This is a genomic window from Sphingomonas sp. GW821-FHT10C01 (assembly GCF_059415525.1).
Window position 1 is genome coordinate 1370446 of record NZ_JBWKNK010000001.1, and the last position, 22278, is coordinate 1392723.

Consider the following 22278-nt stretch of genomic DNA (forward strand, 5'->3'; position numbering starts at 1 on the left):
CCGGAAAGGGGCTAGTTCCATGCGCCTAGCGATCGAGCATCACACCCAATACCGGTTCACCGAGCCGCAGTCGCGGCTGGTCCAGATGCTGCGGATGACGCCCAGCGACACGGTCGACCAGACGGTGTTGAGCTGGCGGGTCGATGTCGATTGCGATGTGCGGCTGCGTGAGACGCTGGACGGGTTCGGCAACAAGGTGACGATGCTCTATGCCGAAGGGCCGCTGGAGGGCATCGACATCACTGTGGCGGGGCAGGTGCTGACGACCGAGTCCAACGGCGTGGTGCGCGGCGGCTATGAACCGCTGCCCGAGGCGCTGTTCCTGCGAGATACGCCGCGCACGACGACGAGCGAGGCGCTGAGCGCGTTCGCGCAGGAGGCGCGGGGGGCGTGCAGCGGGCATCTCGATTGCCTGCATCGCTGGAACATGGCGCTGGCGCAGCGCTTTCCCGATGTGCCGGACCTGCCCGATGCCGGACTGTCGGCCGCACAGGCCTTTGCGGACCCTGAGCCAAGCTCGCGCGACCTGGCGCATATCTTCATCGCGGGCGCGCGCGCGATCGACGTGCCCGCGCGCTATGTGTCGGGCTATCGGCAAGGCGCCGACGATGCGTGCGCGCCGCATGGCTGGGCTGAGGCGTGGGTGCCCGACCTGGGCTGGGTGGGGTTCGATCCGTCGGCGGGGATCAGCCCGGACGAACGCTATGTCCGGGTCGCGGTTGGGCTGGATGCGCCGGGCGCGGCGTCGATCGCGGGATCGAGGCTGGGGCTGGGCGGCGAGGAGATGGAGGTCGACCTGCATGTCGGCCGACTGGGCAGCGATGCGTGAAGGTCAGGCCAGCTCGCGGACCTGCGCCTCGCGGACCTGTGCCGACGCGGCCGCTGCAAGCTCGTCCTCGTTGAACGGGCGCCAGCCATTGGGACCCAGGACTTCCATCGGCTGATAACGGGTCTTGTAGGCCATGCGCGCGCTGCCCTTCACCCAATAGCCGAGGTAGACATAGGCCAGCCCCGCGGTGCGGGCGCGGATGATGTGATCCATGATGATCAAGTTGCCAAGACCGGGACGATCGGCGTTGTCGGCATCGAAGAAGCTGTAGATCATCGACAGACCGTCACCCTGATGGTCGGTGATGCAGGCGCCGACCAGCGCGCCGCCCCGCTCGGCGGGTTCGCGATATTCGATCACATAGGTGCCGACCGGCGATTGCTCGACCATGTCGGAATAGTCGCTTTCGTCCATCGCGGTCATGCCGCCGCCTGGGTGCCGGCTGGACAGATACCGGCGGAGCAGGTCGAACTGTTCCTCGGTCGCCCAGGGGCGACAGGCAGTGACCTCCAGATCTGAATGGCGCCGTACCAGCTTGCGCTGGGTGGAGTTGGGACGGAATTCGTTGGTGACGACGCGAACCGAGAGGCAGGCGTTGCAGCCGACGCAGCTGGGCCGATAGGCGACCGATTGGCTGCGGCGGAAACCGATGCGACCGAGCGCGTCGTTGAGCTCTCCAGCGTGCGGCCCGGACAGCTCGGTGAAGATCTTCCGCTCCTGCTTCCCCGGCAGATACGGGCACGGTGAGGGACTGGTCACGAAGAACCGTGGAAAGCGGGTAAGTGCTGTCACCCTTCTAAGCCCCTTGCCGATCGCCGAACCGTTCGGCGATGGCCCCCTTATGAATCAGGCGAATCGTGATGAAAAGACGATTCACCATGAAAGAGAGTTAACGGATGGAAGGAGTTGTGGACGGCGCGCGGCTATGTTTCGGCCACATCTGCGGCAGCTTTTACTGACTTGATGACTCACCGAAAAGAGTCCCGCGACTCGCTTCGTCGCGCGTGCGATTCAATTCATCCACGTCCTGTGGATAATGTGGATAGTAACCAAAGGGATTCAGCGTTCCGGTTCAGATCGCATGAAATCGAGGCGGAACGAATTCCGCGTGCGGCCGGAAACGAAAAAAGGGGGAGCAGGCGGACGATCGCGTCCCGGTCCGAAGCGGGTCGGGCGCCGTGCGATCGTCCGGGTTCGAACCCTAGGCGAGTTCGATCAGCCGCACCTCATAGCCCGCATCCTGAAGCGCCGTGTTCAGCCGCTCGAGGTGCGCGCGGTCGCGCGTCTCGCACTCGACATCGAGGCTCAGGCCCTTGGCGGGCAGGTTGGTGAAGATGCGCTGGTGCGACAACTCAAGGATGTTGACCGCTTGCTCCTGGAAGATGCGCGCGACCTGATACAGCGCACCGGGGCGATCCTGAAGGCGGATGCGCAGCCGTGCGAGGCGGCCCGAACGGGCGAGGTCGCGCAGCAGGACGTTGGCGAGCAGCCGGGTGTCGATATTGCCGCCGGTGAGGATCACACCCACCGTCTTGCCGCGGAACTTCTCGGGCTGAGTCATCAGCGCGGCGAGGCCGGCGGCGCCCGCGCCTTCGACTACCGTCTTCTCGATCTGGAGCAGCAGGCTCACGGCCTCTTCGAGGCTGCGTTCGGTCACCAGCAGGATCTCATCGACCAATGCTTCGACGATCTGGGCGGTGAGGCCGCCCGGTTCCTTGACCGCGATACCCTCGGCCAGCGTGTCGCCGCCGATCGGCTCGTGCGCGCCGGTGACGCGGTTGTACATCGACGGGAACAGTTCGGCCTGAACCCCGACCACTTCGATGGGCTTGTCCGCCGCCTTGGCGACGGTCAGCGCGCCGGAGATCAGTCCGCCGCCGCCGATCGGCACGATCAGCGTGTCGATGGTGGGCGCGTCGGCGAGCATCTCAAGGAAGACGGTGCCTTGCCCCGCGATGATGCGCGGATCGTCGAACGGGTGGACGAAGGTATAGCCGTTCGACGCCTCAAGCTCGCGGGCATGGGCATAGGCCTCGTCGAAGGTCTCGCCCTCGAGGATGATGGTGGCGCCGTGGCTCTCGGTCTGCATGACCTTCACCGTCGGGGTCGATTTCGGCATCACGATCGTGACCGGGATGCCGAGCCGGTTGCCGTGATAGGCAAGACCCTGCGCATGGTTGCCGGCCGAGGCCGCGATCACGCCCTTGGCGCGCGCCGCGTCATCGAGCTGGAGCAGGGTGTTGAGCGCGCCGCGCTCCTTATAGGCGGCGGTGAACTGAAGGTTTTCGAACTTGAGATAGACGCTTGCGCCCGTCAGGTCCGACAGCGTCTTGCTGTGCAAGGTGGGCGTGCGCACCACCGCGCCCATAATCCGCATCGCCGCCGCCTGAACATCGGCGAGGGTGACGGGGAGGGGTTGCGCTGCGGATGCTGCCTGAGTTGCCATGGAGGCGCCGTAGACCATCTGGCGCGACGGGGGAACACCGCCTATTCGAATGCGCAACCAACTGTGGCTTTTCAGCTCATTCGTCCGGAGACCCGTGTGCGCCTTCCCGTTTCGCTTGCCCTGGCGGCCTCGATGTTGCTCGCTTCCCCCGCCCTTGCCGATGCGCTGGTCGAAAATGTCGATGGCATGACGCTGGACGAAAAGGGTGAGCTGGTGCGCTTCACCGGCATCCTGATCGCGCCGGACGGCAAGGTGGTGAAGCTGCTGAAGCGCGGCGAGAAGCGCCCTGAGCGGCTCGACTGGAGGGACGACCTCAAGGGGCGGACCGTGATTCCCGGCATGATCGACGGGCATGGCCATGTGATGGGGCTGGGCTTCCGCGCACTGGCGCTCGACCTGTCGGCTACGACTTCGCTGGCTCAGGCGCAGGAGGCGATCCGACGCTATGCGCTCGAGAATGCGGCGCGGCCCTGGCTGACCGGCGGCGGGTGGAACCAGGAGGCCTGGGCGCTGGGCCGCTTCCCCACCGCGGCCGAACTGGATGCGGCGACCGGCGACAAACCGGCGTGGTTCGTGCGCGCCGATGGCCATGCCGGCTGGGCGAACAGCGCGGCGATGCGTGCGGCGGGGATCACCGCCGCGACCAAATCGCCCAATGGCGGCCGGATCGAACTGATCGCGGGCAAACCGGGCGGGGTGTTCGTCGATGCGGCGATGGACCTGATCGAGAAGGCGCTGCCCAAGCCCACCCCGCGCGACCGTAACGCCGCGTTCCTGAAGGCGCAGGACCAGTTGTTGGCGCTCGGCGTCACCGCCAGCGCTGATATGGGTACCAGCCTGGACGACTGGCAGACTTTCCGCCGGATGGGCGATCTTGGGGCGTTGCGCATGCGCATCATGAGCTATGCGGCGGGGGTCGATACCGCGCTGATCGCGGCGGGCACCGGGCCGACGCCGTGGCTCTACGGCGACAAACTGCGCATGGGCGGGATCAAGCTCATGGTCGACGGCGCCCTCGGCTCGCGCGGGGCATGGCTCAAGGCGCCCTATGCCGATGCGCCGGGGGTGACGGGCCTGCCGTTCCTGACCGACGCGCAATTGCTCAATTCGATGAGCCGTGGCGCGATGGACAATTTCCAGATCGCGATCCACGCCATCGGCGATCGCGGCAACCAGCAGGTGCTCGACGCGATCGACGAGGTTGCGGGCACGTTCAACGGCGACCGGCGCTGGCGGATCGAGCATGCCCAGATCGTCGATACCGCCGACCTGCCGCGCTTCGCCAAGCATGGCATCATCGCGTCGATGCAGCCGGTGCACCAGACCAGCGACCGCACGATGGCCGAGGCACGGTTGGGGCAGGCGCGGCTGGCGGGCGCCTACGCCTGGAAGTCGATGCTGAACAATGGCGTGCGGCTGGCGTTCGGATCGGACTATCCGGTGGAAAGCCCCAACCCGTTCGAGGGATGGGCGGCCGGGTTCACCCGGCAGGACGCGCAGGGCCAGCCCTTCGGCGGCTGGCGCCCCGAAGAGGTGGTGACCCGCGAACAGGTGTGGAAGGGCTTCACCGTCGACGCGGCCTATGCCGGGTTCGGCGAGAAGCTGTTCGGGCATCTGGCGCCGGGGTTGCTGGCGGACTTCATCGTGGTCGACCGCGATCCGCTCCTGTCGTCGCCCACCGAATTGCGGGCGACGGTGGTGCTGGAAACCTGGGTCGGCGGTCAGCGCGTCTACCGGCGCGGCGACGCGGCGCGGGCCGGCGAGGGGCGCTGATCCGGCAGCGATCCGACCGGGCTATTCCGAACCGAACTTGACCCCAGGCTTCGGGCTGGGGCGCGGCGACGGCCGCGGGGGGAGCGGTCCGCTGACTCCCTTTTCACTGATCGACTTTGCCGCCGGTGTAGTGGTCGGCGTGGCTTCCACCACCTGAGGCTTGTGCTTGTGTTGCATTCCGGAGTGGGGTGCCGTTTGCGCCAGCATTGCCACCAATGCGGTGCCTGCGAACAACTTGAGCATATCGTTCCTCCCCTATCGAGACTCCTTGCATATTTGCAGGAGTCGCGGGCGGTACATGGCCATCGTCCGGATTTACTTCATATGAACCGCCCGATTTCATATCGTGAAGCGAGGTGAGGGCGGTCAGGGCTCGGCGATCATCCCCTCAAGCCGGCGAACCGTGTTCCAGTTGCGTACGGTGCCCGGACCGAGGCGCTTGATCGTCAGTTGGGCGCCGAGTCGCGAGCGAGCGGGATCCTGCGGGAAGTGCAGCCAGAGATGACCGTTCACCAGTTTCATGCGCTCGCCCTGCGTCGCATAGGGGGCCAGTGTGGTTAGGATGGCTTGGTCGAGCGGCTTGCGCATCACCCGCACGGCAATACGCGTGCCGTTGTCCTCCTCGGGGAAGGGATTGGCGGCGGTGAGGTCGCGCCACTGTTTGGTGGTTGTGACGATGGTGTCGATATGCCGACCGAAGCGCAGCGCGAACGCGGTTTCGAGCTGCTCCTCAAGCTGGGGGATTGTGGTGCCGCCGCTGTCGAACAAGGCGTTGCCCGTCGCGATCAACGTGCGTGGATTTCGCAGCCCGATGGCTTCCATCATCTCGCGCCACTCGGCCATCACCAGCCGACGACCCTCGCCGATCGAGATGCTGTGGAGGAGGGCGATATGCGATGCCACGGCGATGCTCATCTAGATTAAAAAGAGATGGCCGCGGAGTCCGGTTGGACGCCGCGGCCATTTGCCCCTCTGCGTGAATTCGATGTTCAGGCGACCGCGCTGACCGGCGCCGCGACCTCTTCGGCGTCGCGCAGTACATAGCCGCGGCCCCAGACGGTCTCGATATAGTTCTCGCCGTCGCATGCCATGCTGAGCTTCTTGCGCAGCTTGCAGATGAAGACGTCGATGATCTTGAGTTCAGGTTCGTCCATCCCACCATAAAGGTGGTTGAGGAACATTTCCTTGGTGAGCGTGGTGCCCTTGCGGAGCGAGAGCAGCTCCAGCATCGCATATTCCTTGCCGGTCAGGTGGACGCGGGCGCCATCGACTTCGACAGTCTTGGCATCCAGGTTCACCGCCAGCTTGCCGGTACGGATGACCGACTGCGAATGCCCCTTCGAGCGGCGGACGACGGCATGGATGCGTGCAACCAGCTCTTCGCGATGGAACGGCTTGGTCACATAGTCGTCGGCGCCGAAGCCGAACGAGCGAACCTTGCTGTCCATCTCGCTGATGCCCGACAGGATCAGGACCGGAGTCTGGACACGGGCGACGCGCAATTTCTTGAGCACATCGTAACCATGCATATCCGGCAGATTAAGGTCGAGCAGGATGATGTCGTAGTCATACAGCTTGCCCAGATCGAGGCCTTCCTCGCCCAGATCGGTGGTGTAGACATTGAATCCCTCGGTCGAGAGCATGAGCTCGATCGCCTTGGCGGTCGTCGGCTCGTCTTCGATCAGCAGCACGCGCATTGACGGGTTCCCCCTGTGCCGGTTGCGAACCCCCTGTGACCCGCAACACGACTGATTCATTAACCTAAACAGGTCTGAAGGCAAAAGGTTAATTTTGTGCTAACCCGCAGGAATCCACGAGTCGCGGGGAATCCTGAGCGTGCGGACATGGGCGCGGTCGCACGGAGCCGTAACGATATGGCGAGGGTTAGGCGCGACAGGCGCCCATATCCCCAGTCTATAGGCTTCATCCTTTTTTTGCGTTTGCCGACCAAGAGCTTGCATGGTTAGTTTCGCTATTTCCGGGGTGGTCACGCGATAACGCGGGCCGGGACAATCAGGGGGTCAGTATGAAGATCAAAGCCGCGCTTCTCGTTACGGTTTGCGCGCTTGCGCATCCGGCTTTCGCGCAGGATGCCGCCCCCACATCCGCTCCCGCCGCCACGCAGGAAGGCGAAGGTGAGGTAGTGGTTACCGGCACGCGCATCGTGCGTGACGGATTCCAGGCGCCGACCCCGCTGACCGTGCTGACGCGTCAGGATATCGATAACACCTCGCCGACCAACAACATCGCCGACTTCGTCAACCAGCTGCCGCAGCTTGCCGGCTCGACCAAGCCCGCCAACTCGCGCCTTAACCTTTCGAACGGCTCGGCCGGCATCAACGCGCTGAGCCTGCGCAACCTGGGTGAAGGCCGCACGCTGGTGCTCCTCGACGGGCGCCGGTCGGTCGGATCGACGATCTTCGGCTGGGTCGACATCAACACGATCCCGCAAGGGCTGGTCGATCGTGTCGAAGTGGTGACCGGTGGCGCCTCGGCGGCTTATGGCTCGGACGCGGTCGGCGGCGTGGTCAACTTCGTGCTCAACAAGAAGCTTGAGGGGCTGCGCGTCACCGGTGAAGCCGGCGTCACCACTTATGGCGACGGTTTCAACTATTCGGGCAGCGTTTCGGGGGGCACTTCGTTCGCCGACGGGCGCGGCCATGTCATATTCAATGCCGAGATCGCGCATCAGGACGGCATCTTCGAGATCGATCCGAATGATCGTCCGTGGAACCACACCGGCTATGTCCGTGTCGAGGATCCGGCCTGGACCGCGACCAGCACGACCCCGCGGTACATCACGACGCGTCGCAATATCGGCGCCGCCAACTCCACGCCTGGTGGCCTGATCACCGGCTCGGCCGGCACCACCGTCAACGCACTGCGTGGCCTGTATTTCGGCCAGAACGGCGCGGTGAACACCTTCGACTATGGCACGTTCCAGTTCCCGACCTTCACCCGCGCGGCCGGTTCCTCGGCGCCGAGCGTGGTCGAGAACGGGTCGTGGCAGGTCAATGATTCGGGCCGTCGCATCGGTCTGATGCCGAAGGACGATCGCTGGGGCGTGTTCGGTCGGCTGAGCTATGAAATCGCCGACGGGGTCGAGGCGTTCTTCGAGGGGTCGTACAACCACCAGAAGGTCTTCTTCAACGCGGGTCCGAACCTGTCGACCGGCATCACCTACAACACCACCGGATGCACCACCGTGCCGGTGCCGATCACCTGTAATGCCTTCGCATTGCAGGCGCTTGGCGCGGCACGTCTGAACGGCGTCACCAGCGTCACCGTGGCGACCACCGCCGCCGACCTGCCGTTCCGCGCAATCGACAATGAGCGCAAGGTCCAGCGCTATGTCTTCGGCCTGGAAGGCACGTTCGAAGCGTTCGGGAAGAACGCCCATTGGGATGTCTATGCCCAATATGGCCGTTCCGACGTGCGCGAACAGTTGCGCAACATCATGCACACGGCGCGGATGAACAACGCCACCGCCGCCGCGTTCGCGCCGGCCGGCAACGCGCGTGGCTATGCGGTCGGCTCGATCCAGTGCCTGATCAACGTCGATGCCAACCTTGCCAATGATGACGCGAATTGCGTGCCGCTCAACCGGCTCGGCGTGGGTGTCGCCGATCCGGCGGCGGTCAACTATGTGCTGGGCAACCCGTATCGCGATCAGGTGCTGCAGCAGTTCGTCACCGGCGCCAACTTCGCCGTGACGCCGTTCGCGACCTGGGCGGGCGATGTCAGCATTTCGGTCGGCGGCGAGTATCGCGAAGAGAAAATCCGCGGCAGCGTGCCGAGCGAATTCCAGCCGGTGATCAACCCGAACGGAACGACCAGCAACGCATGGTCGGTCGGCAACTATCTGCCCTTCACCGGCAAGTACACCGTGAAGGAAGCCTATCTCGAAACCGTCGTCCCGCTGGGCTTCGGGCTTGAGTTCAACGGCGCCGTGCGCGGTACCGACTATTCGAATGCGGGCTATGTCACGACCTGGAAGCTGGGTGGGACCTGGCAGCCGATCGACGACATCCGCATTCGCGTGACGCGTTCACGCGATATCCGGGCGCCCAACCTGAACGAACTGTATCAGGCGGGCACCGCCAACAGCGATTCGGTGTCCAATCCGATCTATAGCTCGACCGATCCGTCCAAGGGGCCGCAGCGCTTCAGCTATTCGGGCCTGACCACGGGCAATCCGAGCCTGAAGCCGGAAATCGCCAATTCGTGGAACATCGGCGCTGTGCTGTCGCCCCGCTTCCTGCGCGGCTTCACCATGTCGGTCGACTATTTCCGCATCGACCTGGAAGGCGCGATCGACTCGATCTCCGCGCAGGAAGTCGTCAACCGCTGTTACGCCGACGGCAACCAGGACTTCTGTAACGCGATCACCACCGATCCCGCGCGTTCGCAGCCGAATGCACCCTATCTGCTGATCCGCACTCAGCCGTTCAACTACGTCAAGCGTCTGGTGCGCGGTATCGACTTCGATGCGGCCTATCGTATCCCAGTGGGCGAAGGCCAGATCACGCTGCGCGGCATCGCGACGCGCTATATCGAGAATCTGGCGGTGACGGGCATCGCGGGTTCGGCACCGGTCAACACCGTCGGTGCCAATGGCGGCCAGGCTAGCACGCCGACCTGGATCTTCCGCGGCAGCATCAACTATGAAACGCCCAGCTTCTCGGCGACCTTCACCGGCCGCGGCATCAGCTCTGGCAAATATGTCGCGAACGGCATCGAGTGCACGAGCAACTGCCCGCCCTCGACCACGAACTTCCCGACCTATGACAATAATCGCGTGTCGGGGCTGTTCTATGCCGACCTCAACCTAACGCAGAAGGTCAAGATGGGCAGCTCGGAAGCGGAGATGTTCTTCAACGTGACTAATCTGTTCAACCGTTGGCCGCTACTGGTCCCGGAGACCGGTAACGCGTCGAACAGCACCTATTCGGACATGCTGGGTCGTCAGTTCCGCATCGGTTTCCGCTACAAGCTCTGATCCGAAGTCGTTGAAAGGGGCCGGTCCGCGGATGCGCGGGCCGGCCCTTTTCTATGCGCGCTTCGCGGCCCGCGCCGCCGTTTCCTTGGCGCAGATGTTGCGGAAGCGATGGGAGAGATAGTCGATGACCAGCTCGACGCGCGCCGGGCGCAGCGTGCTGGGTGGAGTGAGCAGGTGGAGCGCGATGTTCATCGGCGCCCAACCGGTGAGGATTTCGACCAGATTTCCCTTCTCCAGCTCCTCGTCGATGATGAAGCCGGGCAGGCGGGCGATGCCGAGCCCGGCGCGTAGCGCAGGGAGCATCGCGTCGCCATTGTCGGTGATCAGGGGCCCGGCGGGACGCACCGCCGCTTCCTCGCCGTCGGTCTTGCGGAAGTGCCAGGCGCCGATCGCGTTGGCGTAGAGGAAGCATGCATGGTGGGCGAGATCCGCCGGATGCTTCGGCGTGCCGTGCTTCTCCAGATAGCTGGGCGCGGCGACGACGCGCGCGGTGATCGGCGCAAGGCGGCGTGCACGCAGCGAAGAATCAGGCAGGTCGGCGATGCGTAGCGCGATGTCGAAGCCGTCGGCGACGATGTCGACGCGTGCGTCGGACAGGCGCAGATCGATCTCGATCCCCGGATGTTCGGTTAGCAGATCGGCGATCGCGTCCGACACGAAGCGGATACCGAAGGTGATCGGTGCGGCGATACGGACCAGGCCAGAGGGCGCCTTGGCGGATTCGAGTGCGGCCTCCTCGGCCTGCTGCGCCTCGGCCAGGATGCGCCCCGCGCGTTCGGCCAGCGCATTGCCGCTGTCGGTCAACGTCAGGCGACGTGACGTCCGGTGAAACAAGGCTGTACCGAGCTGCGCTTCCAAGCGGGCGATCGCCTTGGATACGGTTGCCTTCGAAACGCCGATCGATTCCGCCGCGCCGCTGAACGAACGGTGCTCCACCACGCAGGCGAAGATCGCCCAGGCTTCGAAATCGGGTAAGCGCAAGGTCAATCTCCGGGCATTTCACGAAACGATCTGTTTCGGACGTTTCCATTTACGCACTGATCGCAGAGCCTATCTTGGGCGTCAACAAGGAGGCTTACATGATCGAGAAACGTTCGTTCGAGAGCCTGGGCCATGCCGATCACGGGTGGCTCAACGCCCGACATCACTTCAGCTTTGCCAACTATTACGACCCTGACCGGATGGGCTGGGGAGCGATCCGCGTCTGGAACGACGATGAGATCGCGCCGAACAGCGGCTTTCCGGCGCACCCGCACAAGGACATGGAGATCATCACCTATGTCCGGAAGGGCGCGATCACGCATCAGGATTCGATGGGCAACACCGGCAAGACCGGGGCCGGCGACGTCCAGGTGATGAGCGCGGGCACCGGGGTGCGGCACGCCGAATATAATCTCGAGCCCGAAACCACCACGCTGTTCCAGATCTGGATCATGCCGCGAGCCGATGGCGGCGCGCCGAGCTGGGGTGCCAAGCCGTTCCCCAAGGGTGAGCGTTCGGGCAAGTTCGTGACGCTGGCCTCGGGCTTTGCCGAGGATGACGATGCGCTGCCGATCCGCGCCGATGCCCGCTTGCTGGGCGCGACGATCAAGGCGGGCGAGAGCCTGACCCATAGCGTGGGCGAGGGGCGTTATGCCTACCTCGTGCCTGCGGTGGGCAAGATCGAGATCGACGGCCAGCCCTTCGACGCTCGCGACGGCGCCGCGCTGACCGGCGGCCAGACCGTGACGATCACCGCGATCGAGGACGCCGAGATCGTCCTGGTCGACGCCGACTAACCCCCCGGAGCGGCCCGCGACCTCCCCTTCCCAAGGCGGGCCGCTCCACCCCCTTCTTCCCGACATTATTTCCAGCAGGAGACACGTAATGGCCAAGGTTCTGGTGCTCTATTACTCGTCCTACGGGCATCTCTCGAAGATGGCCGACGCGGTCGCCGAAGGCGCGCGTTCGGCGGGCGCCGAGGTCGATATCCGCCGCGTTCCCGAAACCGCGCCGCCCGAAGTGGCCGCGGCCGCCGGCTTCCAGGCCGATCATTCGCATGACCTGATCGAAGGTCCCGACGCGCTCGGCCGCTATGACGCGATCATCGTCGGCGCGCCGACCCGCTATGGCCGCATGGCGAGCCAGATGGCGGCGTTCTGGGACACCACCGGCGGCATCTGGATGCGCGGCGCGCTGGTCGGTAAGGTTGGCGGTGCCTTCACCTCGACGGCGACTCAGCATGGCGGACAGGAGACGACGCTGTTCAGCATCATCACCAACCTGTTGCACCACGGCCTGTCCATCGTCGGTCTCGATTATGGCTATGCAGCGCAGATGGGTGTCGACGAGGTGAAGGGTGGCAGCCCCTATGGCGCGACGACGATCGCCGATGGCGACGGCAGCCGCCAGCCGAGCGAGGCTGATCTGAATGGCGCCCGTTACCAGGGCAAGCGCATCGCCGAGACCGCGGCGAAGCTGTTCGCGTGAGGTAGCAATGGCCGCTCAGCCAGCCCTGTTCGTATCGCACGGCTCGCCGATGATCATGTTCGAGCCCAGCCCGGCGCGGGAATTCCTCGCCGGGCTGGCCGGGCAGGTCGAACGGCCCGACGCGATCGTGATGGTGTCCGCGCATCATGACATGGCGGAGGCGGTGGTGACGTCGGTGGAGGCACCGGCGACGATCCATGATTTCGGCGGCTTCCCGCAGAAACTGTTCGACCTGCGCTACCCGGCCAAGGGCGATCCAAAGCTAGCGGAAGAGGTTGCGGCGCTGGTCGCGGGCGCGGGGATTCCCGTCTTCATCGATCCCAAGCGCGGGTTGGATCACGGGGCCTGGGTGCCGCTGATGCTGGCATGGCCCGATGCCGATGTGCCGGTGGTCCAACTGTCGATCAGCAGCACCCATGCGCCGGAATGGCATCATCGCGTGGGACAGGCGCTGGCGCCGTTGCGCGATCGCAATGTGCTGATCATCGGATCGGGCAGCCTGACCCACAATCTGCGCGAGGTCTTTGTCGAGCGACGCGATCACGATGCGCCGGTGCCGGACTGGACGGCGGCCTTTGCCGATTGGATGAAGGAGCGGATCGATGCGGGCGACACCGCTGCGGTGCTGAACGCGGTCGAGCGCGCACCGTTCGGCCAGCGGAACCACCCGACGATGGACCATATCCTGCCGCTGTTCACCGCGATGGGCGCGGGTGGGGTACAGGCCGAACGGCTGCACCACAGCTACACCTATGGCGTGCTGGCGATGGACGCTTACCGTTTCGGGTAGCAAAGTTCACTCCGATCCGGAGTAAATTCATCAATTCGCAAGCACAGCCCCACTAGCTGTCGCGCGTGGCGTAATTCACGCGGGAGCTGGCGAGTGATCGGTGCGAAGATGCGTCCGCGACGCAAGTTGCGGAGCGAGGGGAACTCGGCTTCGCACCAGACACAACGCCAGCTCCTTGTTTCCGTCGAAGGCCTGCGGACCAACTGGTTCTGGTCCACCGACAGTGACGGATGCCTCACCTATGTCAGCGAATGGGTGGCGGAGGAGTTCGCGGCCACAGGGCATGGCGTTGCGGGTCAGCAACTGACTTCAGTATTCAAGGTGGAGAGCGGCGCGATCGAAACCCCGATCGGCTTTTTGCTGGCGAAGCAGAAGCCGTTCCGCGCGATCAACATGCGCTGTACCCATGATCCGCAGGAGCGGATCTGGACGATGTCCGGCAATCCGCAGTTTGATGACGCCGGCAATTTCCAGGGCTTTCAGGGGATCGGCGCGGACATTACCGCGGTGCAGGAATCGGCGGAGGCGATATCGCGCCTGGCCAGCCACGACCCGCTGACCGGCCTGCGCAACCGGCGCGGCGTTTCGGCGCTGGTCGAACAGGCGCTGCTGGCGTCCGGACGTTCGGATCAGCCCTTCGCGATCCTGCTGGTCGATCTCGACCGGTTTAAACAGATCAACGACACGCTGGGTCACCCGGCCGGCGACAAGCTGTTGACGCAGGTCGCGTCGCGGCTGGGGCGGGTGTTCAACCATGCCGATTGCATCGGCAGGATCGGCGGCGACGAGTTCCAGATCGTGCTGTCCGAGCAGACCGATCGCAAGGCGCTCGCGGAAGTGGCGGACGAGGTCATCCGTACCGTTTCCCAACCCTATTTCATCAATGGTAGCCGCTGCGTGATCGGTGCGTCGATCGGTATGGTGGTGTGGCCCGAGGATGGCGAGACGAGCGAGGATCTGACCCGCAACGCCGATCTGGCGCTGTACGCGGCCAAGGACGCCGGGCGTGGCGGGCATCGCTTCTTCACGCGGGATATGCTCGAGGCCGCGGAGGACCGGCGGGTGCTCGAGCAGGACCTGCTCGACGCGCTCGACCGCGGCGAGCTGGAGGTCAATTACCAGCCGCTGGTGAACGCCAAGACCGGTCAGGTCGCCGGGTTCGAGGCGCTGCTGCGCTGGAACCACCCCCATCGCGGCCGGATCTCGCCCGCATTGTTCATCCCGATCGCGGAGGAAACCAGCCTGATCGCGCGGTTGGGCGAATGGGTCATGCGTCAGGCCTGTGTCGATGCCGCAAGCTGGCCCGATGACCTGCGGGTCGCGGTCAATGTTTCGCCGATCCAGTTCGCCAACCCGAACCTGCCCCAGACGGTACTCAACGCGCTTGCCCATTCGGGACTGGCCCCCGAACGGCTCGAGCTTGAGATCACCGAGAGCGTGTTTATCGATGGAGGGACGGAGGCGGAGGCAACCTTTGCCACGCTCAAGAACATCGGGGTTCGGCTGGCGCTCGACGATTTCGGGACCGGCTATTCCTCGCTCGGCTATCTGAAGTCCGCGCCGTTCGACAAGATCAAGATCGACCAGAGCTTTGTCCGGTCGGTCGCCGATCCCGGGTCGCGCAACAACGCGATCATCACCGCGATCGTCGCGCTCGCCCGCGCGATGGGCATGGAAACCACGGCCGAGGGGGTCGAATCGCTCGACCAGCTCGAAGCGCTCCGCGCGCTCGATGTCGGGTTGATCCAGGGCTATCTCTACAGTCTGCCGGTGTCGGCGGCGGCGGTGATGGAGATGGTCGGCGAGGGGCGGTCGGAGATCCAGCCGATCGGCCCGGCCAAGCAGCGCAGCAGCCGTGTCGCGACCTTCCGCCGCATCGGCGCGGTGCATGGCGACCATTATTATCCGGTGATCCTGCGTAACCTGTCCAAGACCGGTGCGCTGATCGAAGGGCTGGTGGACGTGCCGGTCGGCACGCGCTTCGTGATCGATTTCGGCGCGCGCGAATGGGCTGTCGCCACTGTGCGCCGGTCGCGCGGCACGCATCAGGGCCTGGAGTTCGACGAGGCGTTGGTGCGGGATGATCAGGGCGGCTATCGCACCCGCTATCGCGTATCGACCTTGATGCTCGCTCAACTGGGTCTGTCGATCGACCGGACGATCGAGCAGGGCGGGGAGCGGTTGATGGTTCAGTCGGCGCGGCCAGAACTGCCCACGTTCCAGACTTCGCTGAGCTGACGGGATCGCCGTTTCCGCCATTGCGCGCGGACGCGGCAACGCCCAAAGCGGGGCATGATCCAGGACCATGTTCTCTTTATCGACGGCGAGGCAATCATCATCGACAAGCCCGCCGGGCTGCCGGTCGATCCGCCGCGCGACGGATCGATCAGCCTGGAAAATTATCTGGGCAATCTGACCTTCGGCTTTCAGCGCTGGCCAACCCCGGTGCACCGGCTGGACCGCGATACCAGTGGCTGCCTGTTGCTGGCGCGCAACCCCAAGGCGCATGCCCGATTCCAGCAGGCGTTCGAGGCCGGGGCGGTGACCAAGCGGTATCTGGCGGTGATCGACGGGGTGCCTGAAGAACCGTCGGGGCTGATCGACTTGCCGCTGATCAAGGTGTCGAGCGCCGAGCGCGGCTGGCGCATGACCGGCGATCCGAAGGGCAAGGTTGCGCGCACGCGCTGGCGGGTGCTGGACGCGAAGGATGGGCGCGCATTCGTCGCCTTCTATCCCGAGACCGGGCGCACGCATCAGATCCGCGTCCATGCCGCCGAGGGGCTGGGCATCCCGATCACCGGCGATCCGGTCTATGGCGTTGCGGGCGGGCGGACGATGATGCTCCACGCCGCGCAGCTGACCGTGCCGCGACCGGGCAAGCCCGACGTCCATGCCGAGGCGCCGACCCCGGCGCGCTTCAAGGCGATGGGCTTTGGCGGATTCGCGCAGGACGCCGCGGCGGATGAAGCTGCGGGCGAGGCCGCGGATGGGGACGATGCCGGCTGAGCTTCCCGAAGCGGCGATCGTCGAGGAGAAATTCCTCGCGGCGTCGGGTCCGGGCGGTCAGAACGTCAACAAGGTGGCGACCGCGGTCCAGCTGCGTGTCGATGTGTTCCGGCTGGGGTTGCCACCCTATGCCTATGCCAAGTTCAAGGAACTCGCCGGGAGCCGGATGACGGCGGGCGGCGAGCTGGTGGTGACCGCACGGAAGTTCCGGACGCAGGAAGCCAACCGGCAGGATGCGCGCGAACGCGTGATCGAGCTGATCACCAAGGCCTATGAGCGCGATGCGCGCCGGGTGAAGACCAAGCCGAGCAAGGCCGCCAAGGCACGGCGGGTGGACGAGAAGAAGGGCCGCGCGCAGATCAAGGCCGGACGCGGCAAGGTGCGGGTCGAATGAGCGACCGGGTCGATGCGGTGATGGCGGCGCTGGCGGCCGAGGGATCGGCGAAGACCCGTGACGAGATGGGGCCGCGTTTCGGCATCGTCACCGCCGATCGGGTGCTGGGCGTGCCGATGGCGCGGATGCAGGCGGTCGCCAAGCCGCTGGGCAAGGATCATGGGCTCGCGGCGGCGCTGTGGGCGACGCGGGTCTATGAGGGGCGAATGGTCGCCTTTCTGATCGACGACCCGGCGCTGGTCACCCACGCGCAAATGGATGCCTGGCGCGCGGAGTTCGACAATTGGGCGGTGACCGACACCGCCTGTTTCAAGCTGTTCGACAAGGTCGAGGGCGCGGCGGCGATGGTCGAGCCGTGGACGCGGCTGAACGACGAAATGGGGCGGCGCGCGGGGTTCGCGCTGCTCGCCTGCCTGGCGCTGCACGGGCGGGCGGCGGACTATCTGCATGGCCTGGCGCTGATCGAAGGGGCGGCGGGCGATGAGCGCAACTTCGTCAAGAAGGGTGCCAACTGGGCGTTGCGCGCGATCGGCGGGAAACGCGACCCGGTATTGCGTGCGGCGGCGCGCGCGCTGGCGACGAAGCTCGCGGCATCGGATGACCGCACGGCGCGCTGGAACGGCAAGGACGCGTTGCGCGCCTTCGCCAAGGCGGACGCGAAGGGGCGTTGACCCCTTGCGCCCGGAGCCGCGCCGGGCCACCTGCGATGCCATGTACAGCTTCGACATCACAGCCGGATCCAAGGCCGAGCTCTATCGCGACCTGCTGGCCGCGCTCGACGCGCTGACCGCGGGCGAGGACGACGCCATCGCCAACATGGCGAACGCGGCATCGTTGATCTGGCAGTATCTGCCCGACCTCAACTGGGCGGGATTCTACCGCAATGTCGCGGACGAGCTGGTACTCGGCCCGTTCCAGGGCAAGGCCGCGTGCATCCGCATCGCGTTCGGCAAGGGCGTGTGCGGCGCGGCGGCGGCGAGCGGGGAGACCCAGCTGGTCGAGGACGTCCACGTCTTTCCCGGCCACATCGCCTGCGACGCGGCGAGCAATTCCGAACTGGTCGTGCCGATCGTGCATGAGGGGCGGCTGATCGGCGTGCTCGACCTCGACAGCCCGATCGTCGGGCGGTTCGATGCGGAGGACGCGGCGGGCTGCGAGGCGCTGGTGGCGCTGCTGGGGCCGCGCATCGCGGGTTAAGTGCTTGACCCGATTCGGGACTTTCTTAACCACAGCCCGTCGTTGGTTGCGACGAAACGAAAATGTTAAGAAAAGGTGAAGAATCGCGTCTTCACCTGCTGGAGCGCGCGAGTCCGCAAAGGAGTTGCCGCAACCATGCGTACCGCCACCCTGATCGTCACCGCCCTGGGCGGCCTGTCGCTCGCCCTGCCGTCACAGGCGCAGCATGCTCCCCCGGTCGCGGTCGCTCCCGCCGCGCCGCTCGTGGCCCCGGCGGCGCGGGTGCCCGGGGTTCAGCACGGACCGCAGCGCCCCGGCTGGCGTCCCGGTACGCCGCGCCCCGGAGGCTGGCAGCCGACGACTCCGCGTCCGGGAAACTGGCAGCAGACCACGCGTCCGGGCCGCTGGGGACAGCGGATCGACGGACGCTGGTATGCGGGCTCGAAGGCGCCGGGCGGTTGGGGCGCCTATCGCCGGCCCGTGCGCGGCTGGACGCTGCCGAGCTACTGGATCGGCAGCGGGTTCTGGATCAACGACTGGTCGAGCTGGGGGCTGAGCCGCCCGGCGTCGGGCTATGACTGGGTCCGCTATTATGACGATGCGGTGCTGATCGACCGGCGCGGCAAGGTGTGGGATTCGGTCAGCGGCCTCGACTGGGACCGCGACGGCCACGGGTATGATTATGACGATGGCTATGTCGCCGATCGCGACGATTATGATCGCGGCTATGGCGCCGACTACGATGCGCCCGGTTACGACGACCGCGATTACGACCGCGATGTGCGCGTGCGCCGCGACGACCGCCGGGAATATCGCGACCGTTATGACTATCGCGATGGATATGAGCATCGCCGCTATGCGCGACGCCCTATGGTGTGCGTCGCGAACTGCTACACCCAGGGCTATTATTACGGCGCTCCGGCGACCACGACGATCACGATCCAGTCGGCTCCGGTCGTCACCACCAAGACGATCGTGACCGAGGAAGTCGTCTACTCCTCACCCCGCCGGGTCGTGCGCCGCGCCCCGACGAAGAAGCTCTATCGCGCACCGGTGAAGGGCAAGAACTGCTATTGCCGTTGAAGCGCGTCCCGCCGCCATCCCCGGGGGGAGGGTGGCGGCGGGCTCGCAATCGGTGAACGCGATCTCTCCGTCGGCTATGGGCGCGGCGGGCGGGTGCCGAAGGTGACGATGCTCTCGCTGCCGTCCGCGGATACGGCCGCCACGCCGACGAAGTGATCGTCGACCGGGACGTCCTTCAGCACCGTCTGGGTCAGTCCGGCGACGCCGCGGACATCGGTCCAGTCCTGCATGTCGTTGCGGCGCCAATAGACGCGATAGCCCTTGGCACCCGCGACCGGATTCCATTTCACCTTGATGTCGTGCGAGAGCGCGCCGTCGAGCACCACGGATGACGGCGCGTCGGGCGCGTTGGCGAGGCGTCGGATCGTCGCGACGTTGAGCGCGGTGACCTTCGCCAGATACGGGAAGTCCATCTTGTCGATCGTGTCGCCATAGACGCGGCCATTCTCGGTGCGCAGATCCTGATGCTGCTGGTCATAATGCTCGGCACCGACCGAGAAACGGACAGCGGGATAGCCAAGGCGCAGGAACGGCTCATGATCGCCGCCGCGTCCAAAACGGTCGGGCCGACGGACGATGAACGCGTCGAGTGCGTCGGGTGAATCCTTGCGCAGCCCGTCGGCGACCTTGTCGATCGCTTTCGCCAGCGCACGGCTGGGGCCGTCATCCTCGCCGCCATCGCCGCGCCGCTTGATCTGTTCCTCGATCGTTTCGGATGCGCGAATGCCTTCGGAGAAGACGCGGACGCGATCGGCGACGCGGACGCCATTCTGGCCCATCGTCCCGCCGACGATATCGTTGTTGAGCACCGCGATCACGGTCCAGCCGCGTTCCTTGGCGGTTTCGGCCAGAAGCGTGCCGCCCCACAGCCCCTGTTCCTCGCCCGACAGCGCGGCGTAGATGATCGTCGCGCGATGCTTCTGCTTCGAGAGGATGCGCGCCGCCTCGATCACCAGCGCGACGCCCGATGCATCGTCATTGGCGCCGGGGGCGTCGGCGGTGAAGTTGAGTGGGTCCGACACCCGGCTGTCGATGTGGCCCTGCACGATCACGACGCGCTTGGGGTCCTCGCCGGCCTGAAAGCCGAGGACGTTGACGATCTCGACCCCGTTCGGTGCGCGCGGGCCGGTAAAGGTGCGGGCGATATTGGCGACTTCGATGCAGCCGCATTTCTCGCCGATGCGGTTGAGTTCGTCGGCGGCCCATTTGCGCGCGGCGCCGATACCGCGCACCGGATCGGTCGCGGAGGACAGGCTGTGGCGCGTGCCGAAGCTCACCAGCTTCTCGACATCGGCCTTGAGTCGTTCGGGGCTGGGCTGCTCGGGAGCGGGCTTGTTCTGTGCGTTGGCGGCGATCGGGGCGGAGGCTGCGGCGAGCAGCGCAAGCAAGGGGAGGGTTCGCATGTCGTTCAGCTTAGCCGGTCGATCGCGTCGCGGTCGAGGCTTCCCGGGATCAACATCAACGGGACGGGGAGGGCGGCCATGTCGCTACTGGTGAAATGGGTGACGAGCGCGCCGGGCTTGCCGCCGACGGCCACGCCCAGAACGAGCGCGGCGATCTCCGAATTGGCATCGATCAGCTCGCGGATGATCTTGGGGCCATCGCCTTCGCGGACGGTGATGGTGGGCTTCAGTCCCGATTCCTGGATCAATGTGCCGGCGGCACCCGCGACCAGGGCCTCGGCGCGCTGGCGAGCCTCTTCCTCGATCGTTGCCATGACCCCACCCCACTGTACGAAATCCGGCTTGGGAATCAGCGAGAGAATCTCGACCCCGCCGCCGGTCTTGACCGCGCGACGCGCGGCGAAACGCAGGGCGATCTGCGCTTCAGGGCTTTCATCGATCACCACAAGATAGGTACGCATGAAACCATCCCCTCCCGTTTCCCCTTCGTGGTGGCGCGGGAAGGGCTGGAGCGCAAGAGGTTGACGGGTGCGGCAGACTTGACCCGCGCCGTTCATCGCGCAAGGGAGGATCGAAACCACCACCCTGCGACAGGATCCTCCCCACCCATGTCGATCGACATCAAGATGCCTGCCCTTTCCCCGACGATGGAGGAGGGTACCCTCGCCAAATGGCTGGTGAAGGAGGGCGACACGGTCAAGGCCGGCGACCTGATGGCCGAGATCGAGACCGACAAGGCGACGATGGAATTCGAAGCGGTCGACGAGGGCGTGATCGCCAAGATCCTGATCGCCGAGGGCACAGATGGCGTGAAGGTCGGCACCGTGATCGCGGTGCTGGCAGGCGAGGGAGAGGACGTTTCCGCCGCCGCTCCCAAGGCTGAAGCGCCCAAGGCCGCCGAAGCGCCGAAGGAAGAACCCAAGGCCGCGGCTATCGTTGCTCCGGTCGCGGTTCCCGCTGCAGCTCCGGCGGCGAACGGCGATCGTGTCAAGGCCAGCCCGCTGGCGCGCCGCATCGCGGCCGAGAAGGGCGTGGACCTGGGCGGCGTGAGCGGATCGGGTCCGAACGGCCGCATCGTCAAGGCGGATGTCGAGGGCGCCAAGCCAGGCGCGGCGCCCGCTGCGGCACCGGCGGCGGCTCCCGCTGCGGCTGCGCCTGCCGCTTCGGCTCCGGCGGCACCTGCCTCGGTCTGGTATGACGAGACCATTCCGCACGAGGAAGAGAAGCTCAGCAATATCCGCAAGACGATCGCGCGCCGCCTGACCGAGGCGAAGCAGACGATCCCGCACATCTACCTGACCGTCGACGTCCAGCTCGACGCGCTGCTCAAGCTGCGCGGCCAGCTCAACAAGAGCCTGGAAGGGCGTGGCGTGAAGCTGTCGGTCAACGACATGCTGATCAAGGCGCTGGCTGTCGCGCTGGCGCAGGTGCCCAAGTGCAACGTCACCTATGCCGGCGACAAGCTGGTCAAGTACAGCCGCTCGGACATCTCGGTCGCGGTCTCGACGCCGACCGGCCTGATCACCCCGATCATCCGCGACGCCGCGAATATCGGCCTAGCGTCGATCTCGACCCAGATGAAGGAGCTCGGCCAGCGCGCCAAGGACGGCAAGCTGCAGCCGCACGAATATCAGGGCGGCACCGCCAGCATCTCGAACATGGGCATGTTCGGCATCAAGCAGTTCGACGCCGTGATCAATCCGCCCCAGGCGATGATCCTGGCGGTCGGTGCGGGCGAGAAGCGTCCGTACATCGTCGACGACGCGCTGGGCGTCGCGACCGTCATGTCGGCAACCGGCAGCTTCGATCACCGCGCGGTGGACGGGGCCGATGGCGCCGAGTTGATGAAGGTGTTCAAGGCGCTCGTCGAGTCGCCGATGGGCCTTCTGGCCTGACGCCGGGGCGGATCT

General features: G+C 65.7%; 20 protein-coding genes. 13 read left to right on the forward strand and 7 right to left on the reverse strand.

Translation table 11 applies throughout. The features are described 5' to 3' along the window. Positions 1 to 19 precede the first annotated feature (19 nt). The gene (locus tag AC07M1_RS06740; RefSeq protein WP_495161786.1) at positions 20 to 829 is read left to right on the forward strand and encodes a transglutaminase family protein; all 810 of its coding nucleotides are present in this window, start codon (positions 20 to 22) and stop codon (positions 827 to 829) included. Between the two features lie 3 nt (positions 830 to 832). Here the strand turns inward: AC07M1_RS06740 and AC07M1_RS06745 are convergent, their stop codons facing one another. Next, on the reverse strand, positions 833 to 1621 hold the full coding sequence (locus AC07M1_RS06745; RefSeq protein WP_495161787.1) for an arginyltransferase: 789 nt from the start codon (positions 1619 to 1621) through the stop codon (positions 833 to 835). 409 nt (positions 1622 to 2030) lie between these two features. Beyond that, complete coding sequence (locus AC07M1_RS06750; RefSeq protein WP_495161788.1) at positions 2031 to 3275, reverse strand: threonine ammonia-lyase; 1245 nt, start codon at positions 3273 to 3275, stop codon at positions 2031 to 2033. 132 nt (positions 3276 to 3407) lie between these two features. On the opposite strand from AC07M1_RS06750, the gene AC07M1_RS06755 reads away from it, so the two are divergent. Further along, on the forward strand, positions 3408 to 5048 hold the full coding sequence (locus tag AC07M1_RS06755) for an amidohydrolase (protein ID WP_495162826.1): 1641 nt from the start codon (positions 3408 to 3410) through the stop codon (positions 5046 to 5048). 366 nt (positions 5049 to 5414) lie between these two features. Here the strand turns inward: AC07M1_RS06755 and AC07M1_RS06760 are convergent, their stop codons facing one another. Beyond that, positions 5415 to 5963: a DUF1697 domain-containing protein gene (locus AC07M1_RS06760; protein WP_495161789.1), complete on the reverse strand. Its 549-nt coding sequence runs from the start codon at positions 5961 to 5963 to the stop codon at positions 5415 to 5417. 74 nt (positions 5964 to 6037) lie between these two features. Beyond that, positions 6038 to 6745: a response regulator transcription factor CtrA gene (gene ctrA / locus AC07M1_RS06765; protein ID WP_447723895.1), complete on the reverse strand. Its 708-nt coding sequence runs from the start codon at positions 6743 to 6745 to the stop codon at positions 6038 to 6040. Positions 6746 to 7074: 329 nt separating this feature from the next. Between ctrA and AC07M1_RS06770 the strand changes: the two genes are divergently transcribed. Continuing rightward, the gene (locus tag AC07M1_RS06770; protein WP_495161790.1) at positions 7075 to 10047 is read left to right on the forward strand and encodes a TonB-dependent receptor plug domain-containing protein; all 2973 of its coding nucleotides are present in this window, start codon (positions 7075 to 7077) and stop codon (positions 10045 to 10047) included. 51 nt (positions 10048 to 10098) lie between these two features. Here AC07M1_RS06770 and AC07M1_RS06775 read toward each other — a convergent pair whose 3' ends face one another. Continuing rightward, positions 10099 to 11028 carry a LysR family transcriptional regulator gene (locus AC07M1_RS06775; RefSeq protein WP_495161791.1) on the reverse strand — a complete coding sequence of 310 codons (930 nt, stop codon included), beginning with the start codon at positions 11026 to 11028 and terminating at the stop codon, positions 10099 to 10101. Positions 11029 to 11126: 98 nt separating this feature from the next. Between AC07M1_RS06775 and AC07M1_RS06780 the strand changes: the two genes are divergently transcribed. From AC07M1_RS06780 to AC07M1_RS06820, 9 genes are all read left to right on the forward strand, one after another. Next, complete coding sequence (locus AC07M1_RS06780) at positions 11127 to 11825, forward strand: pirin family protein (protein WP_495161792.1); 699 nt, start codon at positions 11127 to 11129, stop codon at positions 11823 to 11825. Positions 11826 to 11913: 88 nt separating this feature from the next. After that, positions 11914 to 12516: an NAD(P)H:quinone oxidoreductase gene (gene wrbA / locus AC07M1_RS06785; protein ID WP_495161793.1), complete on the forward strand. Its 603-nt coding sequence runs from the start codon at positions 11914 to 11916 to the stop codon at positions 12514 to 12516. A gap of 7 nt (positions 12517 to 12523) precedes the next feature. Then, positions 12524 to 13306 carry a dioxygenase family protein gene (locus AC07M1_RS06790; protein WP_495161794.1) on the forward strand — a complete coding sequence of 261 codons (783 nt, stop codon included), beginning with the start codon at positions 12524 to 12526 and terminating at the stop codon, positions 13304 to 13306. A 93-nt stretch (positions 13307 to 13399) separates the two neighbouring features. Continuing rightward, the gene (locus AC07M1_RS06795; RefSeq protein ID WP_495161795.1) at positions 13400 to 15544 is read left to right on the forward strand and encodes a sensor domain-containing protein; all 2145 of its coding nucleotides are present in this window, start codon (positions 13400 to 13402) and stop codon (positions 15542 to 15544) included. Between the two features lie 54 nt (positions 15545 to 15598). Further along, positions 15599 to 16312: an RluA family pseudouridine synthase gene (locus AC07M1_RS06800; RefSeq protein ID WP_495161796.1), complete on the forward strand. Its 714-nt coding sequence runs from the start codon at positions 15599 to 15601 to the stop codon at positions 16310 to 16312. Then, positions 16302 to 16706 (forward strand): alternative ribosome rescue aminoacyl-tRNA hydrolase ArfB, encoded by a 405-nt coding sequence (gene arfB / locus AC07M1_RS06805; RefSeq protein WP_495161797.1) that lies wholly within the window; start codon positions 16302 to 16304, stop codon positions 16704 to 16706. Before AC07M1_RS06800 ends, arfB begins: the two co-directional genes overlap by 11 nt. Further along, positions 16703 to 17377, forward strand: a complete 675-nt coding sequence (locus tag AC07M1_RS06810; protein WP_495161798.1) for a DNA alkylation repair protein — start codon at positions 16703 to 16705, stop codon at positions 17375 to 17377. Before arfB ends, AC07M1_RS06810 begins: the two co-directional genes overlap by 4 nt. Before the next feature lie 40 nt (positions 17378 to 17417). Next, positions 17418 to 17903: a GAF domain-containing protein gene (locus tag AC07M1_RS06815; RefSeq protein ID WP_495161799.1), complete on the forward strand. Its 486-nt coding sequence runs from the start codon at positions 17418 to 17420 to the stop codon at positions 17901 to 17903. A gap of 135 nt (positions 17904 to 18038) precedes the next feature. Next, positions 18039 to 18965, forward strand: a complete 927-nt coding sequence (locus AC07M1_RS06820; protein ID WP_495161800.1) for an RcnB family protein — start codon at positions 18039 to 18041, stop codon at positions 18963 to 18965. 74 nt (positions 18966 to 19039) lie between these two features. Here AC07M1_RS06820 and AC07M1_RS06825 read toward each other — a convergent pair whose 3' ends face one another. Beyond that, positions 19040 to 20368, reverse strand: coding sequence for a M28 family peptidase (locus AC07M1_RS06825; RefSeq protein ID WP_495161801.1), 1329 nt, complete (start codon positions 20366 to 20368; stop codon positions 19040 to 19042). Positions 20369 to 20373: 5 nt separating this feature from the next. Next, positions 20374 to 20829, reverse strand: a complete 456-nt coding sequence (locus AC07M1_RS06830; protein ID WP_495161802.1) for a universal stress protein — start codon at positions 20827 to 20829, stop codon at positions 20374 to 20376. Between the two features lie 147 nt (positions 20830 to 20976). On the opposite strand from AC07M1_RS06830, the gene AC07M1_RS06835 reads away from it, so the two are divergent. Next, positions 20977 to 22263, forward strand: coding sequence for a pyruvate dehydrogenase complex dihydrolipoamide acetyltransferase (locus tag AC07M1_RS06835; protein ID WP_495161803.1), 1287 nt, complete (start codon positions 20977 to 20979; stop codon positions 22261 to 22263). Positions 22264 to 22278: the final 15 nt, after the last annotated feature.

Excerpts from the sequence above, each read along its gene's own strand:
- AC07M1_RS06815 (WP_495161799.1), top strand. The coding sequence starts at position 17,418 with ATGTACAGCTTCGACATCACAGCCGGATCCAAGGCCGAGCTCTATCGC.
- AC07M1_RS06790 (WP_495161794.1), top strand. The coding sequence starts at position 12,524 with ATGGCCGCTCAGCCAGCCCTGTTCGTATCGCACGGCTCGCCGATGATC.
- AC07M1_RS06800 (WP_495161796.1), top strand. The coding sequence starts at position 15,599 with ATGATCCAGGACCATGTTCTCTTTATCGACGGCGAGGCAATCATCATC.
- AC07M1_RS06780 (WP_495161792.1), top strand. The coding sequence starts at position 11,127 with ATGATCGAGAAACGTTCGTTCGAGAGCCTGGGCCATGCCGATCACGGG.
- AC07M1_RS06740 (WP_495161786.1), top strand. The coding sequence starts at position 20 with ATGCGCCTAGCGATCGAGCATCACACCCAATACCGGTTCACCGAGCCG.
- AC07M1_RS06770 (WP_495161790.1), top strand. The coding sequence starts at position 7,075 with ATGAAGATCAAAGCCGCGCTTCTCGTTACGGTTTGCGCGCTTGCGCAT.
- AC07M1_RS06835 (WP_495161803.1), top strand. The coding sequence starts at position 20,977 with ATGTCGATCGACATCAAGATGCCTGCCCTTTCCCCGACGATGGAGGAG.
- AC07M1_RS06810 (WP_495161798.1), top strand. The coding sequence starts at position 16,703 with ATGAGCGACCGGGTCGATGCGGTGATGGCGGCGCTGGCGGCCGAGGGA.
- AC07M1_RS06825 (WP_495161801.1), bottom strand. The coding sequence starts at position 20,368 with ATGCGAACCCTCCCCTTGCTTGCGCTGCTCGCCGCAGCCTCCGCCCCG.
- ctrA (WP_447723895.1), bottom strand. The coding sequence starts at position 6,745 with ATGCGCGTGCTGCTGATCGAAGACGAGCCGACGACCGCCAAGGCGATC.
- arfB (WP_495161797.1), top strand. The coding sequence starts at position 16,302 with ATGCCGGCTGAGCTTCCCGAAGCGGCGATCGTCGAGGAGAAATTCCTC.
- wrbA (WP_495161793.1), top strand. The coding sequence starts at position 11,914 with ATGGCCAAGGTTCTGGTGCTCTATTACTCGTCCTACGGGCATCTCTCG.
- AC07M1_RS06750 (WP_495161788.1), bottom strand. The coding sequence starts at position 3,275 with ATGGCAACTCAGGCAGCATCCGCAGCGCAACCCCTCCCCGTCACCCTC.
- AC07M1_RS06760 (WP_495161789.1), bottom strand. The coding sequence starts at position 5,963 with ATGAGCATCGCCGTGGCATCGCATATCGCCCTCCTCCACAGCATCTCG.
- AC07M1_RS06755 (WP_495162826.1), top strand. The coding sequence starts at position 3,408 with ATGTTGCTCGCTTCCCCCGCCCTTGCCGATGCGCTGGTCGAAAATGTC.
- AC07M1_RS06820 (WP_495161800.1), top strand. The coding sequence starts at position 18,039 with ATGCGTACCGCCACCCTGATCGTCACCGCCCTGGGCGGCCTGTCGCTC.
- AC07M1_RS06830 (WP_495161802.1), bottom strand. The coding sequence starts at position 20,829 with ATGCGTACCTATCTTGTGGTGATCGATGAAAGCCCTGAAGCGCAGATC.